At 62.7% G+C, this 16,294-nt stretch carries 13 protein-coding genes and 1 pseudogene; 3 read left to right on the forward strand and 11 right to left on the reverse strand.

The features are described 5' to 3' along the window. Nucleotides 1–25 precede the first annotated feature (25 nt). The 7 genes from tssG to BLS50_RS06465 form a co-directional block, all read right to left on the reverse strand. Nucleotides 26–1,126 (reverse strand): type VI secretion system baseplate subunit TssG, encoded by a 1,101-nt coding sequence (gene tssG / locus BLS50_RS06435; RefSeq protein ID WP_027809803.1) that lies wholly within the window; start codon nucleotides 1,124–1,126, stop codon nucleotides 26–28. Next, nucleotides 1,090–2,925: a type VI secretion system baseplate subunit TssF gene (tssF, locus tag BLS50_RS06440; protein ID WP_006477091.1), complete on the reverse strand. Its 1,836-nt coding sequence runs from the start codon at nucleotides 2,923–2,925 to the stop codon at nucleotides 1,090–1,092. The genes tssG and tssF overlap by 37 nt, the downstream gene beginning before the upstream one ends. A gap of 76 nt (nucleotides 2,926–3,001) precedes the next feature. After that, nucleotides 3,002–3,487 (reverse strand): type VI secretion system baseplate subunit TssE, encoded by a 486-nt coding sequence (gene tssE, locus BLS50_RS06445; RefSeq protein WP_006477092.1) that lies wholly within the window; start codon nucleotides 3,485–3,487, stop codon nucleotides 3,002–3,004. Between the two features lie 62 nt (nucleotides 3,488–3,549). Then, nucleotides 3,550–4,053, reverse strand: a complete 504-nt coding sequence (locus BLS50_RS06450) for an Hcp family type VI secretion system effector (RefSeq protein WP_006477093.1) — start codon at nucleotides 4,051–4,053, stop codon at nucleotides 3,550–3,552. A 70-nt stretch (nucleotides 4,054–4,123) separates the two neighbouring features. Next, on the reverse strand, nucleotides 4,124–5,614 hold the full coding sequence (tssC, locus tag BLS50_RS06455) for a type VI secretion system contractile sheath large subunit (RefSeq protein WP_006477094.1): 1,491 nt from the start codon (nucleotides 5,612–5,614) through the stop codon (nucleotides 4,124–4,126). Between the two features lie 15 nt (nucleotides 5,615–5,629). Next, on the reverse strand, nucleotides 5,630–6,145 hold the full coding sequence (gene tssB, locus BLS50_RS06460; protein WP_006484395.1) for a type VI secretion system contractile sheath small subunit: 516 nt from the start codon (nucleotides 6,143–6,145) through the stop codon (nucleotides 5,630–5,632). 46 nt (nucleotides 6,146–6,191) lie between these two features. Next, nucleotides 6,192–6,827: a tetratricopeptide repeat protein gene (locus BLS50_RS06465; RefSeq protein ID WP_011546581.1), complete on the reverse strand. Its 636-nt coding sequence runs from the start codon at nucleotides 6,825–6,827 to the stop codon at nucleotides 6,192–6,194. Between the two features lie 372 nt (nucleotides 6,828–7,199). Here BLS50_RS06465 and tssJ point away from each other — a divergent pair, with 372 nt between their 5' ends. The 3 genes from tssJ to icmH all read left to right on the forward strand — a co-directional run bounded on the left by tssJ (nucleotide 7,200) and on the right by icmH (nucleotide 10,039). Next, nucleotides 7,200–7,811 carry a type VI secretion system lipoprotein TssJ gene (tssJ, locus tag BLS50_RS06470; protein ID WP_074801492.1) on the forward strand — a complete coding sequence of 204 codons (612 nt, stop codon included), beginning with the start codon at nucleotides 7,200–7,202 and terminating at the stop codon, nucleotides 7,809–7,811. 102 nt (nucleotides 7,812–7,913) lie between these two features. Beyond that, nucleotides 7,914–9,260, forward strand: coding sequence for a type VI secretion system baseplate subunit TssK (gene tssK / locus BLS50_RS06475; RefSeq protein WP_006477098.1), 1,347 nt, complete (start codon nucleotides 7,914–7,916; stop codon nucleotides 9,258–9,260). Beyond that, nucleotides 9,257–10,039 (forward strand): type IVB secretion system protein IcmH/DotU, encoded by a 783-nt coding sequence (icmH, locus tag BLS50_RS06480; protein WP_011546582.1) that lies wholly within the window; start codon nucleotides 9,257–9,259, stop codon nucleotides 10,037–10,039. The genes tssK and icmH overlap by 4 nt, the downstream gene beginning before the upstream one ends. Before the next feature lie 87 nt (nucleotides 10,040–10,126). On the opposite strand, the gene BLS50_RS06485 is transcribed toward icmH, so the two are convergent. The 4 genes and pseudogenes from BLS50_RS06485 to BLS50_RS06505 all read right to left on the reverse strand — a co-directional run bounded on the left by BLS50_RS06485 (nucleotide 10,127) and on the right by BLS50_RS06505 (nucleotide 16,264). Beyond that, complete coding sequence (locus BLS50_RS06485; protein WP_074801495.1) at nucleotides 10,127–10,444, reverse strand: DUF7716 domain-containing protein; 318 nt, start codon at nucleotides 10,442–10,444, stop codon at nucleotides 10,127–10,129. A gap of 226 nt (nucleotides 10,445–10,670) precedes the next feature. Continuing rightward, nucleotides 10,671–11,090 (reverse strand): annotated as a pseudogene (locus tag BLS50_RS06490) (RHS repeat-associated core domain-containing protein); the annotation flags it as partial. Between the two features lie 99 nt (nucleotides 11,091–11,189). Next, the gene (locus tag BLS50_RS06495; RefSeq protein ID WP_069232109.1) at nucleotides 11,190–11,549 is read right to left on the reverse strand and encodes an SMI1/KNR4 family protein; all 360 of its coding nucleotides are present in this window, start codon (nucleotides 11,547–11,549) and stop codon (nucleotides 11,190–11,192) included. 71 nt (nucleotides 11,550–11,620) lie between these two features. Then, nucleotides 11,621–16,264 (reverse strand): RHS repeat-associated core domain-containing protein, encoded by a 4,644-nt coding sequence (locus tag BLS50_RS06505; protein ID WP_080486859.1) that lies wholly within the window; start codon nucleotides 16,262–16,264, stop codon nucleotides 11,621–11,623. Nucleotides 16,265–16,294 lie beyond the last annotated feature (30 nt).

Here is a 16,294-nt window from a genome sequence, read left to right on the forward strand (position 1 = left end):
TCGATTGCGTGTTGTTGTTAGGGTCTCAGTGAATCACGTGCAGTTCGTAGCGAGCGTCCGAGCGGTCCTCCAGCGCGTCGCGCGTGCACAGGAACGCATCCCAGCCGAGCCGCGAGCCCGCGCCGAGCACGCTCGCGCCGACCTCGGTGCGCTTGAGCACGAGCTTCACCTCGTACTCGAGCGTGACGCCGGCGAGCAGCGTCAGCATCCGCTCGAGCGCGACGGCGTGCGCGCCGCCGGGCAGGAACGCTTCGTAATCGCGCTTGGACAGCGGGCCGACGACGATCCGCGCGCGCATGTCGCGTTGCCACACGCGCTCGCCGACGAGCGCCGTCGCGCCGAGCACCGCGTTGACTTCGCCGAGCACGCTCAGCTGATCGGGCGGCACGTCGTACCACTTGCCGACGAACTGGTCGATCTTCACCGGCACGCGGAAGTAATCGGACAGCGTGCGCTGCAGGTAGGCGGCCGACATCGGCCGGTGCCGCGCCGCGAGCGCATAGCCGGCCACGGCTTCGTCGAGCACGCCGCCCGGGCCGGCCGCGAGGCTGTCGCGCACTTCGTCGCTCGGCACGCCCGCGATCGCGAGCAACAGCGGCAGGTAGCGCTCGTCGCGGTCGAGCTCGTAATGGAACGGCAGCCGGTATTTCTTCCACGCCGCATAGAACAGCGCGGTCGCGCGGTTCGAGAACACGTCGAAGAACGCGCGCGCCGCATGGTCGCGCCGCAGGTGCTCGCGCGCGACGATCTGCTCGGTGTAGTGCAGCGGCAGCGCGCCCTGCCCGCCGAGCAGCCCGAAGAACGCGGGCGTCAGCTCGACGCGGCCGAGCTCGCCCGCAGCGAGCGCGGTGCCGCGCTGCTCGTCCGAGTTCAGCGGCGCGCCGTCGTCGTCGAACGAACGCGCGCCTTCGATCTCGCTCGGCGGAAAGCCGAGCGACAGCGTGTTGCGGAATGCGATGTGCTGCGCGACCACGTCGCCCTGCCGCCACGCGCCGGGCGCATCCGACGCCTGCCGCGCGAACAGCCCTTCGAGCACCCGCACCGCCTGGAAGAACTCGAAGCGATGCGGCTCGTCGAGCAGCGCGTCGACTACGCCAGGATCGATTCGCCGGTTCGGGGCTTGCATCGGATGATCTCCTCGCCGGTGCGCTTCGACACGACGACCAATTGAACGAAACTGTTGAGGTGGACGTACAGCCCGAAGAAGCTGTCGAGCACGCGCACGAACGACGCAAGGCTCGCGCCGACGAAGTGCTCCTCGTCGATCGTCAGCCGGATCTCGATGCCGCGCACGAAGGTCGCGAACGGCTTGCCGGGCAGCCACTGCACGGCGCCGCGCTGCTCGACGCCGGCCAGGCCGTCGATCTGGCGCATCGACACGGCCGTGCGCCGCAGGTCGTACAGCGTCAGCATTTCCTTCAGCGGCGCGAGGCCGTGCGCGACGAGCGACACGTGGTTGAGCGCGAGGTGCGACACGAGCCGCCAGTGCGCGGCGCGGCCGCGCTCGAAGCGCACGCTCTGCGTCGGGCGGCGCAGCAGCGAGATGCCGCTCGTCTGCGCCCCGCCTTCCTGAAACAGGTCGCCGCCTTCGAGGCCGAACGCCAGCATCGAAGGCAGGTCGCGGTTCGTGCAGGTGAGGTCGAGGCTCAGCGTGTCGGTCTGCGGCGACGTCGGCTCGAAGTCGATGTCGACGATCGAGATCTCGGTTTCATAGCCGGGGCTCTTCTGCGCGACCCAGTCGTTGCGGCGCGCGAACCAGTAATGGCCGATGCGCGCCGATTCGCCGTGATGCAGCGAATAGAACGGCCGGAACTCGATCACCGATTCCTCGTGCGCCTGCTGCCGGACGAGCTTCACCGAGTCGATCGAGTACACCTCGTACGCGAACGCACGCCGCGCCTCGGCGATCACCGGATACGACACCGCGCGGTGCGTGATGCGGATCGGCTCCCCGTGCTGGCGGAACAGGTTGACGATCGGCGTGCAGAACAACCGGAAATGGCTCGCCGTCAGCAGCTCGAGCAGGCGCGCGATATGCGAATCGCTGCGCACGTCCTGCAGCACCAGATGCAGCGTCGCGCGCTGGCAGCGGCCCGACGCGCGCGCGATCGCCGCAAGGTCGAAGTCGACGAAATCGAACTTGTCGGGAAACGCGAAGTATTCGGTGAGCAGGCGGTACGCGGGATGCGATTTCGCCGGATAGTCGATCAGCGCGTCGTCCTCGGCGAAACCGGCCTGCGCGATCGGCAGCTTGCGCAGCGCGGTCCAGCGGCCGTTGCGTTCGGGCTCGACGTACGCGCCGAGCACGTTGACGAACAGGCAGTCGGTCAGCGCGGCGACGAACGACTGCTCGCCGTGCAGATGCGCGCGCAGCGTCGACAGCTTCAGCGCGCCGAGATCGAGCTGCGCGGCGAGCGATTCGAACGTGATCGAGATCACGCCCGTCGCGTTCGACGGCAGCACCGTCGCGCTCGGCGCGAGCGCGACCGGCGTATAGCGCGCCTCCGAGATGCGGATCGGCGCAAGCGTCACGTCGTAGGCGGTACGGAACCGGCATTGCACGCCGCGGATCGGACGGCTTTTCAGCTCGGTGCCGCGATCGATCACGACCGGTTCGGTCTGCTGGCCGGGCGAAGCCGGCGTGAACTGCGCGATCGAGCACGACGGGAACGGCCGCAGGTAGTGCGGATACAGCACTTCCAGCAGCGCTTCGGTGAATTCCGGGTAATCGTCGTCGAGCTTCTTGTTGATGCGCGCGCCGAGTAGCGCGAACGACTCGATCATCCGCTCGACGTGCGGATCCTCGCAATGCTCGCCGGACAGCGCGAGACGCGCGGCGATCTTCGGATAGCGTTCGGCGAAATCTCGCGAATAGCGCCGCAAAAACGATAATTCGCGTTCGTAATACGGCAGCAATTCTTCCATCGACGACCCCGAACCTCAATATTTCCTGCCGGACCTGATTCACCACCGGGCGGTCCGGCCCGCTCGGCGGCTTGATTTACTGCATGCGTGCCGCGCGTGCGCGCGTGACCGAATACTGCAGCGTCGACGGTTGCAGCATCGCGTCGAAACTGACCGGCTCCTCGGCCGGGTGCACGACGAGCAGCGCCTGGATCGCGAAGTACAGCGCGTTGGTGGCCTGCTCGTTCAGCTCGAACGTCACCTGCACCTGCTGCAGGCGCGGCTCGTGGCGCGCGATGGCCTGCTGGATCGACTTGCAGATGAATGCGCGGTCGTAGTGGCTCGCGAGGCTCAGCCCCGCGAAATCGTTCAGCCCGTAGGTCAGCACCGACTTCTGGCATTCCGGCAGCGCCGCCAGCTCGTTCTCGGTGTGCGCGATACGGGTGTTGAGGATCGCCTCGACGTCGCGGGCGACCGTGTTCTTGAGCTCGTCCAGCGACAATTGCCGCATCGCAGCCGAGGCCGGCAGATGCGGTTCGTCGTCGAACAGCTTGTCGAGAAAACTGGGTTCGAATCGTTTCATCGGCCGGTGTTGACAGCGAAAACGACAACGGGACGCGACGCGCCCCGTTGCCGCAACCGACCTTAGACCGCGTAGGTCTTGTCGTTCTTCGTCAGACTCCAGGCGCCTTGCGTGTTGCCGCCCTGGTTGCCGCCGATCTTCTGCTGGGTTTGCTTCCACTGCACGGCTGCGTACTTCAGCGAGAACGTCTCGAGCGGCAGACCTTCCTCGCGAACGCTCGGCGCGATGCTCGAGATGATCACGTACTTGAGCTTGACTTCCAGATACTGCACGCGCTTGCCTTCACCGTCCGCGCGCGAGAAATGGACCGTCACTTCGTCGAACGTGGTACCGCCCGAAGCGTGCTGATACAGCAGCGGGCTCGACGAATCGATTTCCTTCGTGAAGATCATGTCGCCGTGCTCGCAACGCGTCATCGTGTGACCGCCAGCGGTCGATGCGGTTGCCGAACGCGGCTGAACGATCGAGTGATCCCACGATTTCAGTTCGATCCAGCCTTGGTGGTCTTTATCCGCGGATTCGCCCTTCACCGCGGGACTACCAAACTGCAAGTGCATATGTAACATGGCCCTTCGACTCCCCAAAGAGGTGGTTTTAACGTCCTACCCAGGCGGCCCGCCCGGGCGATTTACTCGCTTATGAATTTGCCGGTTTGGGCAGATCAGCGACAAGTCGCAGAGAAATCGAGAGTTCGTCGAGCTGAAAGTGCGGGCGCAGGAACGCGACCGAACGATACGAGCCCGGCTTGCCCGGAATCTCCGACACTTGTATGGATGCCTCGCGCAGCGGAAATTGCGCTTTCTGTTCCTGCGAGGCGTTGTCGTCGAGCAGGACGTACTGCGAAATCCACCGGTTGAGGAAAGTCTCCACGTTCTGCGCCGATGCGAAGCTGCCGATCTTGTCCCGCATCATCGCCTTCAGGTAGTGCGCGACGCGCGATACCGAGAAGATGTACTGAAGCTGGGCGGACAGGACGGCGTTCGCGTTCGCGCTGTCGGTGCTGTATTTCTTGGGCTTCTGCACCGACTGCGCAGCGAAGAACGCGGCGTAATCTGAGTTCTTGCAATGGACGAGCGGGATGAAGCCGAGATCGCTCAGCTCCTTCTCGCGGCGATCGGTGATCGCGATTTCGGTCGGGCACTTCAGCGCGACTTCACCGTCGTCGGTCTTGAACGTGTGGGTCGGCAGATCCTCGACGAGGCCGCCGCCTTCGACGCCGCGGATCGCCGCGCACCAGCCGAAGTCGTCGAACGCGGCCGTCAGGCGGGCCGCGAAGGCCCATGCCGCGTTGCACCACAGGTACTTGTCGTGATCGGTGCCGTCGACGTCCTCGACGAAGTTGAAGTTCTCCGCGGTCTGGCCGTCCTTCGGATTGAACGGCAGGCGGCCGAGAAAGCGCGGCAGCGTCAGGCCGACGTAGCGCGAATCCTCGGCGTCGCGGAACGACTTCCACTTCGCGTATTCGACGGTGTCGAACACCTTGCCGAGGTCGCGCGGCTTGCCAAGGTCGGAGAACGACTCGAGGCCGAGCAGCTCCGGCGACGCCGACGCGATGAACGGCGCATGCGCGGCCGCCGCGACATGCGACATCTGCTCGATGAAGTACATGTCTTCCGGCTGGCGCGAGATCTCGTAATCGCCGATCAGCGCACCGAACGGCGAGCCGCCGAACGTGCCGAATTCCTCTTCGTAGACCTTCTTGAACAGCGCGCTCTGGTCGAACTCGCTCGCGCCCTTGAAATCGCGCACGAGATCGCGCTTCGGCGCGTGCAGCGCCTTGATCTTGATCGTCTGGCCCGTGTTGCTTTCCTTGACCAGATAATCCATCCCGCGCCACGTGCTTTCGAGGCGCTGGAACTCCGGCGCGTGCATCACGGCGGAAAGCTGCGTGGAAATCAGGCGGTCGAGTTCCGCGACGCGCGCGTCGATCGTGGCCGACAGGTTGTCCGACACGATCACCGTGCCGTCGAGCACCTGATGCACGAGTTCGCCGATCAGGTCCTTCGCACGCGCATGCTCGGAATCGGATTTCGCGACCTTGCTCTTCTCGACGATGTCGTCGAGCAGCGAAGTCCCGGCGGCGTATTCCGCGCCGCTCGCTTGGGCCGCAGCCGTTTGCTGGTTCATCTCAACACTCCGTCGTCATTCGCCGTCTTTGTCGCCGCCGGTGCCCTTCGCGAGCTCCTGCAGCTGCTGCGTGTTCTTCAGCACCTCGGACAGCAGATCCTCGAGCTTGTCGTTGCCGGCGAGCTTGTTGCGCAGGTCGGCGAGCTTCGAGCGCGCCTCGAGCAGGCGGCGCAGCGGCTCGACCTGTTCGACGACTTCGTCCGGGCTGAAATCCGACAGCGAGCGGAACTTCAGGTCGACCGCGAACTTGCCGCCTTCCGGGCTCAGGCGGTTTTCCACCTGGAACGCGGCGCGCGGCTCGATCGCCTTCATCACGTCGTCGAAATTATCGCGGTCGATGTTGACGAATTTACGATCGCGCAGCTTCGGCTGCTCGATTTCGGACTGGCCCGCCAGATCGCCGACGACCCCGACGACGAACGGCAGCTCCTTCACCTCGATCGCATCGCCCTTCTCGACCTCATAGGTCAGCTGGACGCGCGGCGGCCGTATTTTCTGCAAGCTTTTCTGAATGCTTTCTTTCTTGGCCATCTCGACGGCTCCCAGGTTAGTTGTGGTTATCGCGTCAGTTGCGGTTTCAGTTGCGCAGTGCGCCGAACGGGTCCGCGCTGCCCTTTTGCGCCACAGGCGGCGTCGGCGCGCTCGGTGCGGCCGGCGCAGCCGCATCGGCAGCCGGTGCGGCCCCGCCCTTCGGGCGATGGACGACGCGGCGCGGCGGGCGCGGTTTCACGGTCTTGGTTTCCGGCGGAAACAGCGCCGATTCGCCGAGCGTATCGCGCAGTTGCTTCGCGAGCGCCTGCGCGTCGGACTTCGCATCGCCCGCGAGCGATGCGTCCTGGCGCAGCTCGCCGAGCGACTGCGTCGCGATCCGCAGGCCGGCGACGGCCAGCACGCTCTTCGCCTGACGATCGGTCGCGTCGCGCTGCAGCGCTTCCTGGGCGGCGACGATCGCCTGCCCGTAATGGTTTTGCGCGAACTGGATTTGCGCGATGCGCGACCACGGTTCCTCGCGCGTCGGATCCGACTTCGCGAGCTGCTGGTACAGGCCGAGCGCCTTGTCCTGGTCCCCCGCCTTCGCGACGGCGTCCGCATCGGCCAGCGACTTGTTGAATACTTCCGCAGTCGGCGGCGCGGGAGGCTGGCTCGCACAGCCGGCGATCACGCCGCAAGCCACCACTACCCCAGACAGTTTTGCGAACAGACGGTCTTTCATCGTTATATCCACCGGCGCGTGAGTTTTAAATCGTTGAGAATCTGGTTCTTTTGCTTTGCAAGAAGCGCGCGGGTATAGTACCGATCAATTTTTCATAATTCAATCGTCGTGTGAAGAGTAATTCCTTTTAAAACCGGGCGCTACCCCCTCGAATGGCCGATCGCTGCGGGCTCGCCGCGGTTTTTCCTCGGGCCGGAATGCGCAAGTTTTACTGGTCTCACGACGCGCCGCCCGGACGGCGGAAAAAATTTCCGGACGCTCGCCTGACGCGGGCGTGCTTAATAGTTGAACGGTGCAATGTCGGGGAGGCGCAGCGAACGCGGCAATACCCGGCAGTTTTGACAGGGATAAAGGCGGCACGCCGAAAAAACGATGAGATCGTCCATGATTCGCTACGCGCTGCCGCTGGTTGCCTGCGCCCTTCTGGCCGGATGCGCGGCCGCCCCGCTGCTCGGCTCGGCCGCGAGCGCCGTGATGTCCGCGGCCGGTATCGGCAAGCCCGAGGTGCCCGACGCGCAGAAGCCGCCGCGCAACATCGGGCTCACGCTGGCCGCCGCGCCGAACCTGAATGCCGCGACCGACCACAAGCCGCTCGCGCTCGTCGTCCGGCTTTATGCGCTGAAGGACCCGACCTCGTTCCAGCAAGCGCCGTTCGACGCCTTTACCGATCCGACCAAGGAAAAAGCCGCACTCGGCGCCGATCTGCTGAATGTGCGCGAAATCACGCTGATTCCGGGCCAGCGCTATACGGCAACCGAGAAGGTATCGCGCGAAGCCCAGGCATTCGGCGTCGTCGCGCTGTTCCGCGATCCCGCGCTGCAACGATGGAAACTGACATTCGATCCGGCGAAATCGGAGAAATCCGGCATAATCATCGGCCTGCATAATTGCGCGATGACGGTCACCGACGGCACGGTCATCGCACCGCAACAAGGTGCGCCTTCGCAACCGCTGAATTTGCTGTCTTCGGTCTCTTGCGGTTAAACATGACGCACGGATGTCAATTAACAAGAGTTAACACTTGGCGATTTAATTCGGGCACGAACAAATCGATTACATCGCAACGCCACATTAACCGGATTTGACATGAGTTATTCGGCCAAGGTGCTGTGGGGGGAAGGGCTGTTCCTCCGGCCTCAACACTTTCAGCGACAGGACGCGTACCACGAGGCGCGCTTGTTCGAGTCCATCCAGGCGATCCAGCCGTACAACTGGGGCGTGCGCTCGGTGCGCATCGACCGCGACGCGCTCGGCAGCAACGTGCTGCGGGTCGCCGAGCTCGCGCTCGTGTTCCCGGACGGCGCGCTGTATGCCGCGCCACAGGCAGACGATCTGCCGCCGCCGATCGCGCTGGATACGTTGCCCGACGGCATCAACGAATTCGTGTTCTATCTCGCGCTGCACCCGCTGCGTGAGAACGGCACCAACTACAGCGACGATCCGGCCGCCGGCTTCATGACGCGGTTCGTCAGCGAGCAGACGAGCGTTGCCGACAACTTCACCGACGCCGCCGAAGCCGACATCACGTTCCTGAAGACGCAGGTCAAGCTGATCGCGCACAGCGAGCCGCGCGACCAGCTGCTGTCGGTGCCGCTCGTACGCGTGCGCCGCACCGCGACGTCCGGCTTCGAGATCGACGACAGCTTCGTGCCGCCGTGCCTCGCGATCGAAGCGTCGCCGATCCTGCACCAGCGGCTGCGCCAGCTGGTCGACGCACTACAGGCAAAAGTGAACGCGCTGTACGGCTTCCACCGTGAGCCGTCGAAGAACATCATCGAATTCCGTTCGGGCGACATCGCGTCGTTCTGGCTGCTGCATACGGCGAACGCCGCATTCGCGACGCTCGCGCACCTGCACCAGCACGCGGCGCTGCATCCGGAGCGGCTGTTCCAGGAACTGCTGCGCCTCGCGGGCCAGCTGATGACGTTCTCGAAGGGCTATACGCTCGCTGACCTGCCCGTGTATCGCCATGACGACCCGGGCCCGAGCTTCGCGCGCCTCGACCTGATGCTGCGCGAGCTGCTCGACACCGTGATCTCGACGCGCTATTTCGCGATCACGCTCGACGAGGTGCGCCCGTCGTTCCACCTTGGCCGCCTCGATTCCGGCAAGATCGACGACAAGACCGAGTTCTACCTCGCGGTGTCCGCGGACATGCCGAGCGTCGAGCTCGTCGATGCGGTGCCGGCCCGCTTCAAGGTCGGCGCGCCCGACGACGTCGACAAGCTCGTGCTGTCGGCGATGCCCGGCGTGCGGCTGTCGTACACGCCGCAGGTGCCGCCCGCGATTCCGGTGCGCCCCGGCGCGTGCTACTTCGCGCTCGATTCACGCAGCCCGCTGTACGAGCGCATGCTGCAGGCCCAGTCCGCGATGATCTACGCGCCGACTGGCATCAATGACCTGAAATTCGAACTGATCGCGGTCACATCATGAGCTACGCGCCTTCCCTGTTCGGCGACAACGTGCCGCCGCCCCTGCACAGCCCGGCATCGACGGACTCCGCGTTCCAGGCCCGCTCGCTGCTCGATTTGCTGTACGACGGGTTCTTCATGCTGTTCCTGCTCAAGAACAAGCGGGAGCCGGACAGCGCCAGCGAGTTCAGCACGCGGATCCAGGAATTCCTGTCGGATTTCGAGCGCGGCGCGAAGAAGCTGAATATCGCCGCCGAGGACGTGTACGGTGCGAAGTTCGCGTTCTGCGCGGCCATCGACGAAATGGTGCTGTCGTCGCAGTTCAAGATCCGCGCGGATTGGGAACGCCGGCCGCTGCAGCTCGTGCTGTTCGGCGAGCAACTCGCGGGCGAGAAGTTCTTCCAGTATCTCGAGGAGTGTCGTGCGCAGGGTGCGGCGCGGCTGCAGTCGCTCGAGGTGTTTCATATGTGCCTGCTGCTCGGGTTCCAGGGCAAGTATCTGCTCGAAGGGCCGGAGAAGCTCGCGTATCTCACCGCGCGGCTTGGGGACGAGATCGCGCATATGAAGGGCAAGCGGGCTGCGTTTGCGCCGCATTGGCCGCTGCCGGACCAGATCGCGCACCGGTTGAAGCGGGAGGTGCCGGTGTGGGCGATCGGGACCGTGTTTGCGCTCGTTGCGTTGCTTGGGTATCTCGGGCTCAATACCTATCTCAAGGACAAGACGCTGCAGGCGTTGGCGCCGTATTCGCAGGTGATCAAGGTCGGGCCGGAATCGGCTAATTTGACGATTTCGTTGCCTTGAGGAATCGGCTTCGTTCGAATGTTGATGCCTCGTGAAAAAGGACCGCGTGGCGGTCCTTTTTTGCTGTGGCGTGTGGCGCGTGCCTCGTCAGAGCAGAATGAACTCGTCGTTGTCGACGTAGAACACGAACGCGTCGAACAATTGCGCGACGGTCGGTTCGTCGACCTGGTCATGCGCGTTGATCACGATGTCTTCGATCGTCGCGCTGTTCAGCGTGACGCGCCAGCCGGGTTGTGGGGCGGCGGCGGGCGGCGTGTCGACTCCAGTGTTGTCAGTGTCTTCGGTGAATACGCCCTCTGTATCTAGCGCCCATGGCGTTGGTGGCAGGCAAAGCCATCCGGAAAAGTCGCCAGGATGTTCAAGAATGTGCTGCAGCGACGCGGTGGTCGCGGAGGTGGTCGACATGGGTATTGCGGTTGAACGGGGTGAACGCGTTGCGGGGATAGGTCACGGTGGCAAGCCGTGATTATGCCGAATCCGGCCACCACCGGGCCTTATTGCTTTCCGCCGTCCGGACTCAGCAACACCCCGGCGATTTGTTGCCGGCACCCTTCTGTCCGGTGGCGATGCACAGAATTATTCCGGAAGCTGGCTCTGTCGTCTGACTGAGCACGTCATAGAAATATCGCTACTCGGCAAGCAGCGCAGGTGACGTCGATCGCTGAATCGTCTGCTGCAACACGCGTCCGGCCCGATCGTAGTGCGTGCGCTGCCCATCCTTGCTCGGCAGCACGCGCACCGTCTCGCGATGAAGATCGTCACGCTCGAACTGAACGTGCTCCTCGCCGTCGAGCAGCATCCCGTGCACATGCCCCGAGCCATACATCAACCAGTCGACCGCATGCCCGTCCGGCCGAACGGTGCGCCGCCGATTGCCGAGTTCGTCGTATTCGTGATGCCACACGTAGCTGCGCCGGTCGCCGAACAGATCGTAAGCGTGATGTTCACGCACCAGATTGCCAACCGGATCGAAGAAGAACTGCACGCGGCTGTACCGATTCACCGCGTCGATCAACCTGCCGCTCGGATCGTAGGCAAACCGTTCCTCGCGATGCGCTTCAGCTGACCTTATCAATCAAAGTGAGACCAGCCGTGTGGCAACAATTTCGCTCCCAAATAACGCCAAGGGCCGCTCGCGCGGCCCTTTTTCCTACACCGATAATTCAAAATACCAAATCAAGAAATCATTAAATGTAGCCCAGCGGGCCGGGATCTTCCCTTTTATAAAATCATTTAGCACGGAAATATCAAGGTCGTAGACAGCACCATCGTCCTTGCCGTACAGGTACATTCCCTCGCCTTCATCCGACGTTAAAGCCAAATACTGTTCTGGAATACCGTACCGATCCCTAACATATTCCGTTTGATCCGGGATTGCGGGAATAGATGGCCCCTCGATATCAAGCAACTCCGCAACAGGTCGCGGGCTTATAAAGCTCCCCTGATACTTGAGATAGAACTGTCCAAAATCAGTATCTGAAGCAACGCCGAGGTCCTGAAGTGCCCTCATGGCTGTTTTCGGATCACTCCTAGCGATGTCGCCAGTAGATCCAGCCAGATACCGCTCGACTGTCGATGGAATCACAGATCGCACCCTCCATTTTTTGAGGCGTTCGCCTCTGCCGCCCGATCTTGCCAGTATTGTTTTCGATCAATATCAAAGGCATCACGATCAACGGGAAAATCGGGATTCTTTTGGTTGCCATACGGATGTAGTGCCTCGCGGCCTGCGCCCCTCGCAGCTCTATGTGTGCTGGTTGTTACTTCAAACAAGGGACCCATGGATTGCTGACGAGAGTGGTGCAATTGAATCTGCTGTGGCACACCATCTTTCATCATAAATGGCGCACCACCTTCCATTGCTCGCTGCAAATTGGTTTTTCCTCGATGCTCCATATCCCAATCAATATCCTGCCGAAAAACAGTGTATGCGAGACCAGTCCCTTTCTTACACGGCCCCCAAGTCCCCTTCTTGAAACGACTCAAACCAAGCGGATCGATCCACTCAATAGGGCTGGGCGCATATTGATAGACATTAATGCCGCCCGCGAGGCTGATTGGGTCCTTGCTAATGAACCGGCCACTACTCGGATCATAGTACCGATGGCGGTTGTAATGCAGCCCCGTCTCGTCATCGCCCTGCTGCCCCTGAAACCGCAGCGGATTCTTCGCCACAATCCCCGCCGCCTTCGACGCCCGCGCAATCACCTCCCGCGCTTCACCCCAAGCCTTGTACGACGCTTCCCAGACCACATCGCCATCATCGTCCGTTAGAAGCTGCGGCGTGCCAATCTGATCACAGTGGTAATAGAACACCGCCGCGTCACCCCGCCGCTCCGGCACCTTTTGCAGCGGGTCTTCCTCCGGCACATAGCGGTCGGTACTCGTCCATACCGGCGTCTCGATTCCCTCAACCGGCTCCGCCACATACTGCGCCAGCGGCACGAACGTCCCCGGCTCGTACAGATAGTGCGTGCCACGCTCGCCATCACTCTCGTACGCCAGCGTGTCGCCATCCCACCCGAACACCGTCCGCGCGCCGTTCACCTCCTTCGCAATACGACGACCGAACGCATCATAGAAATACCGAGCCTGACTCTGCCGCGATGTCTCGGCAACCCGCGCGGACAGCAAGCGATTGAATTCATCCCACTCGTATTCCTGCTCACCCGCCGGCGTACGCTTGCGCACCAGATTCCCGCGCGCGTCGTACTCGAAGTGCATCCCCGCATACGCCTTCAGCAGGTTCCCGAGCACCTTCGGCACCTCGACCGGCAACGTGCTTTCCGGCCGCACCGGGCTCGGACGCGATGCAGGCGTCTCGGCAGTTCGCACCGGATCGATGATGTTGCTCGCCGGATCGAACGCGAACCGTTCCTTCGCGACGGGACTGATCGCCTCGATCAAACGCCCGACAGGATCGTATCGATAATCGGTCCCGCCCTTGCGGCTGTCCTCGATCCGCGACAACTGCCCCACCGCGTCATAGCGATAACGCCGCTCGGCAAGCGGCGCAGGCGACGTCGACCGCTGGATCGTCTGCTGCAGCACGCGCCCAGCCGGATCGTAGTGCGTGCGCTGCCCGACCTTGCTCGACAGCACACGCACCGTCTCGCGATGCAAGTCATCGCGCTCGAACTGCACACACTCCTCGCCGTCGAGCAGCATCCCGTGCACATGCCCCGAGCCATACATCAGCCAGTCGACCGCGTGCCCGTCCGGCCGAACGGTACGCCGCCGATTGCCGAGTTCGTCGTATTCGTGATGCCACACGTAGCTGCGCCGGTCGCCGAACAGATCGTAGGCGTGATGTTCACGCACCAGATTGCCAACCGGATCGAAGAAGAACTGCACGCGGCTGTACCGATTCACCGCGTCGATCAACCTGCCGCTCGGATCGTAGGCAAACCGTTCCTCGCTGTCCCCCGCGATGCGCTTCAGCAGACGGCCGTTCGCATCGACGTCGACCGACGTCACGCAACCCGCTTCATCGATCGAAACGAGACTGCCGCTGTCCGGATCGTACTGATAACGCGTCGACTTGCCGTCGAAGGCGATTTCCTCGATCAGCCGCCCTGCCGGATCGTAGCGGAACTGGTACGTCGCAAAGTTGGCATCGGTCAGCGCGGTCAAGCGCCCGAGACGATCGTAGCGATACGCGATCGTCTGCCCGAGCGCGTCCGCGCGGCTCGCGATACGGCCAACGGCATCGTAGCCATATCGCGTCGACCGATTGAGTTGATCCGTATGCCCAAGCAATCGACCTTCAGCATCGTACTGCACGTGTTCGACGCCGGCCGGCGAACGAATCTCCGTCAACTGGCCGTTCGGGCCATATGCATAAGCAACGACGCCCCCGGACGCATCCTTTGTCTCGATCGCACGCCCGATATCGTCATAGCGCCACGCCGTCTTCTTTCCGGAACAGTCCGTGTAGCCGATCAATTGCCCGGCGGCGTTGTATTCGAGTGCCTTCGATCCGCCTTTGGCATCGGTGATCTGTGTCGGCAGCCCCTTGTCGTTATAGCTGTACTTCGTCGAGTGCTCGAGCGGATCGATTTCCTCGACGAGATTGCCCGCATCGTCGTACTTGCGCTGCCACACGTGCCCGTTCGGATCGACGAGCCGGATCATCTGGTCCTTGTCGTCGTATGCCATCTCGACAATGCTGCCGTCAGCGCGCTCGTGCCATGTCCGGTTACCGCGCGCGTCGTAGCGCATCTGCTCGACGCTGCCGTCCGGCAGAATGTGCAACGTCAGATTGTTGTGCTCGTCGCGCCGGAACCACTCCTCACTCCCATCCGGATAGGCGATCCGATAAACGTAGCCCTTGATGTTGAAGTAATAACGCGTCGTCTGACCGAGCGCATCGGTCACGTAGGTCAATCGAATGTTCGGATGCCACGCCAGACGGATATCGAGGCTGCCGTCGTCCGCGTACTCGCGCACGCATTTCGCATTCACGTTGTCGTCAGCGTCCGCGCCGTCCCATTCAAGCGACATCCCGCGGCCGGTGCGATCGGTGTAGCGCGTGACGAGATGTCGGTCGTACTGGTAGTTCCACGCGTTGCCGTGCCGATCGGTTGCGCGGACCAGATCGGCCGCTTCGTCATAGGCGTAGCTCGCGAGCGTGCGACGCTTACCGTCTTCGAGCACCTGCTCGATCAGTACGATCCGGCCGTGCTTGTCGTGCTCGAACGACAGCACGTTACCGCTCGCATCAATCAGGCGCGCCACGTGGTCGCGCGCATCGTAGTCGAGCGTGATCGTGTTACCCGCGCGATCTTTCTGCATCGCCAGCCTGAACGCGTTGCCACGCTGTTCATACACGTGCAACTCGTCATGGCCGTACGCAATCGTCACCCACGTATCGTCGAGTCGCGACAGCGTCAGGTTTTCCGAGAGATCATCATGCACGCTTCCGGCTGCGAGCGCGCGATATTCAATGCTGCGCCCGCTGGCATCACGGTAGAACCATGTGTCGCCTTCTATATCGATGCGCGTCGTGTACGGCGTAATCCATCGCGCGCCGAGTTCTCCGGTGTCGTATGCGGACAGGCGTGAGCGATAAGTACGCGCCCAGACAAGCGGCAATGCGCCAGGCAGTTCAAAGTCCGTATGCGTGAACGTCTCATCGCCGAAAGCAAAATCGATCGATCCGGTCGACGCGCCGACCCCGCAACCTTTGCAGGGGCTCTGGCCAGGACCCTCCGGATGCGCATGCTGCTCGACCGCACCCACCGGCTCCTGCGGGCGATCATGATGTGCCCTTCCCTTACCGCCGGTCGGCACGTCGGCGGTCTTTTCACGAAGCTTGCCGCCCGCCCGCACCCTTGCCACGGCCTCGATCACTTGTGCGATCAGCCAGAGCATCTTGCCTTCTTCGCTGCCATTCAGATCACGGATGGCCTTCGCGACTTTCGGCGCTTCAGTCTTCAGGAAGGCGACGATATCGCGAAACGGTTGGAGCCACGAATCCGGCGCCAGCTTCGCGGCGGTCCCGACCGTCGCGTTGCCGGCTTCCTTGCCCAACGCGATCGAACCTTCGTAACCGTACTCGAACGCATCGACCAAGAGCTTCGGGTTGTACCAGGATCGCTCGCCCATCTTCCGCGCGATCTGCTGCGTACGTCGCACGTTCGCACTACTGTCGAAAATCTGCCCTTTGAGGGCAAGCTCGAGTCCGCTGGCAATACCGACCATCAATTCCTGCGCCTTGGCCGCGCAGTCATTCAGCAGATCGACAAGGACTTCCTGCAACGTCTTCAGGAAGTTCTCGATTTCCGTCGCGGCCGCGGCGTTGACGTGTGCAACGAGCACGCCAATGATCGCCGCCCCGAGATTGCCGCGAGACACCAGCAACTGATTGCGCACAAGCGCCAACAGCGGTCGCGCCGACAGTCGGAACGACGCCAGCGGCGGCGGAACCGGAATGACCCCGATCAGGTTGATCGCGAGTCCAAGGTAATCGAGCAGATCGGCATGACGCTTCTCGACGATCGTCACGATGTCGCACACGGCATCGTAGAACGCCATCAGGTTGCCGATGATCGGCACCGCACTCGCGACGGTTTTGAGATCCTCGAACGAAATGTGATTGCCGCTGATCTTGAGCAACCACTTATTGAAACGATCGCCCCCCGCCGCCACGTCTTTCGGTGAAATATCGCTGAGCCAGGAAACAGCCTGTTCCTTCTCTGCACCGGGTGGAAGTTGTTGTGCCATGTCGTTGTTCGTTCAATTCGTTTTTTTCAA

The organism is Burkholderia orbicola (assembly GCF_900100915.1).
GTDB classification, from domain to species: Bacteria; Pseudomonadota; Gammaproteobacteria; order Burkholderiales; family Burkholderiaceae; genus Burkholderia; species Burkholderia orbicola.

Coding starts and splice junctions, on each gene's coding strand:
- tssB (WP_006484395.1), bottom strand. CDS start 6,145: ATGGCCAAGAAAGAAAGCATTCAGAAAAGCTTGCAGAAAATACGGCCG.
- BLS50_RS06465 (WP_011546581.1), bottom strand. CDS start 6,827: ATGAAAGACCGTCTGTTCGCAAAACTGTCTGGGGTAGTGGTGGCTTGC.
- BLS50_RS06505 (WP_080486859.1), bottom strand. CDS start 16,264: ATGGCACAACAACTTCCACCCGGTGCAGAGAAGGAACAGGCTGTTTCC.
- tssE (WP_006477092.1), bottom strand. CDS start 3,487: ATGAAACGATTCGAACCCAGTTTTCTCGACAAGCTGTTCGACGACGAA.
- tssJ (WP_074801492.1), top strand. CDS start 7,200: ATGAGATCGTCCATGATTCGCTACGCGCTGCCGCTGGTTGCCTGCGCC.
- tssC (WP_006477094.1), bottom strand. CDS start 5,614: ATGAACCAGCAAACGGCTGCGGCCCAAGCGAGCGGCGCGGAATACGCC.
- tssK (WP_006477098.1), top strand. CDS start 7,914: ATGAGTTATTCGGCCAAGGTGCTGTGGGGGGAAGGGCTGTTCCTCCGG.
- BLS50_RS06485 (WP_074801495.1), bottom strand. CDS start 10,444: ATGTCGACCACCTCCGCGACCACCGCGTCGCTGCAGCACATTCTTGAA.
- tssF (WP_006477091.1), bottom strand. CDS start 2,925: ATGGAAGAATTGCTGCCGTATTACGAACGCGAATTATCGTTTTTGCGG.
- icmH (WP_011546582.1), top strand. CDS start 9,257: ATGAGCTACGCGCCTTCCCTGTTCGGCGACAACGTGCCGCCGCCCCTG.
- BLS50_RS06450 (WP_006477093.1), bottom strand. CDS start 4,053: ATGTTACATATGCACTTGCAGTTTGGTAGTCCCGCGGTGAAGGGCGAA.
- BLS50_RS06495 (WP_069232109.1), bottom strand. CDS start 11,549: ATGAGGGCACTTCAGGACCTCGGCGTTGCTTCAGATACTGATTTTGGA.
- tssG (WP_027809803.1), bottom strand. CDS start 1,126: ATGCAAGCCCCGAACCGGCGAATCGATCCTGGCGTAGTCGACGCGCTG.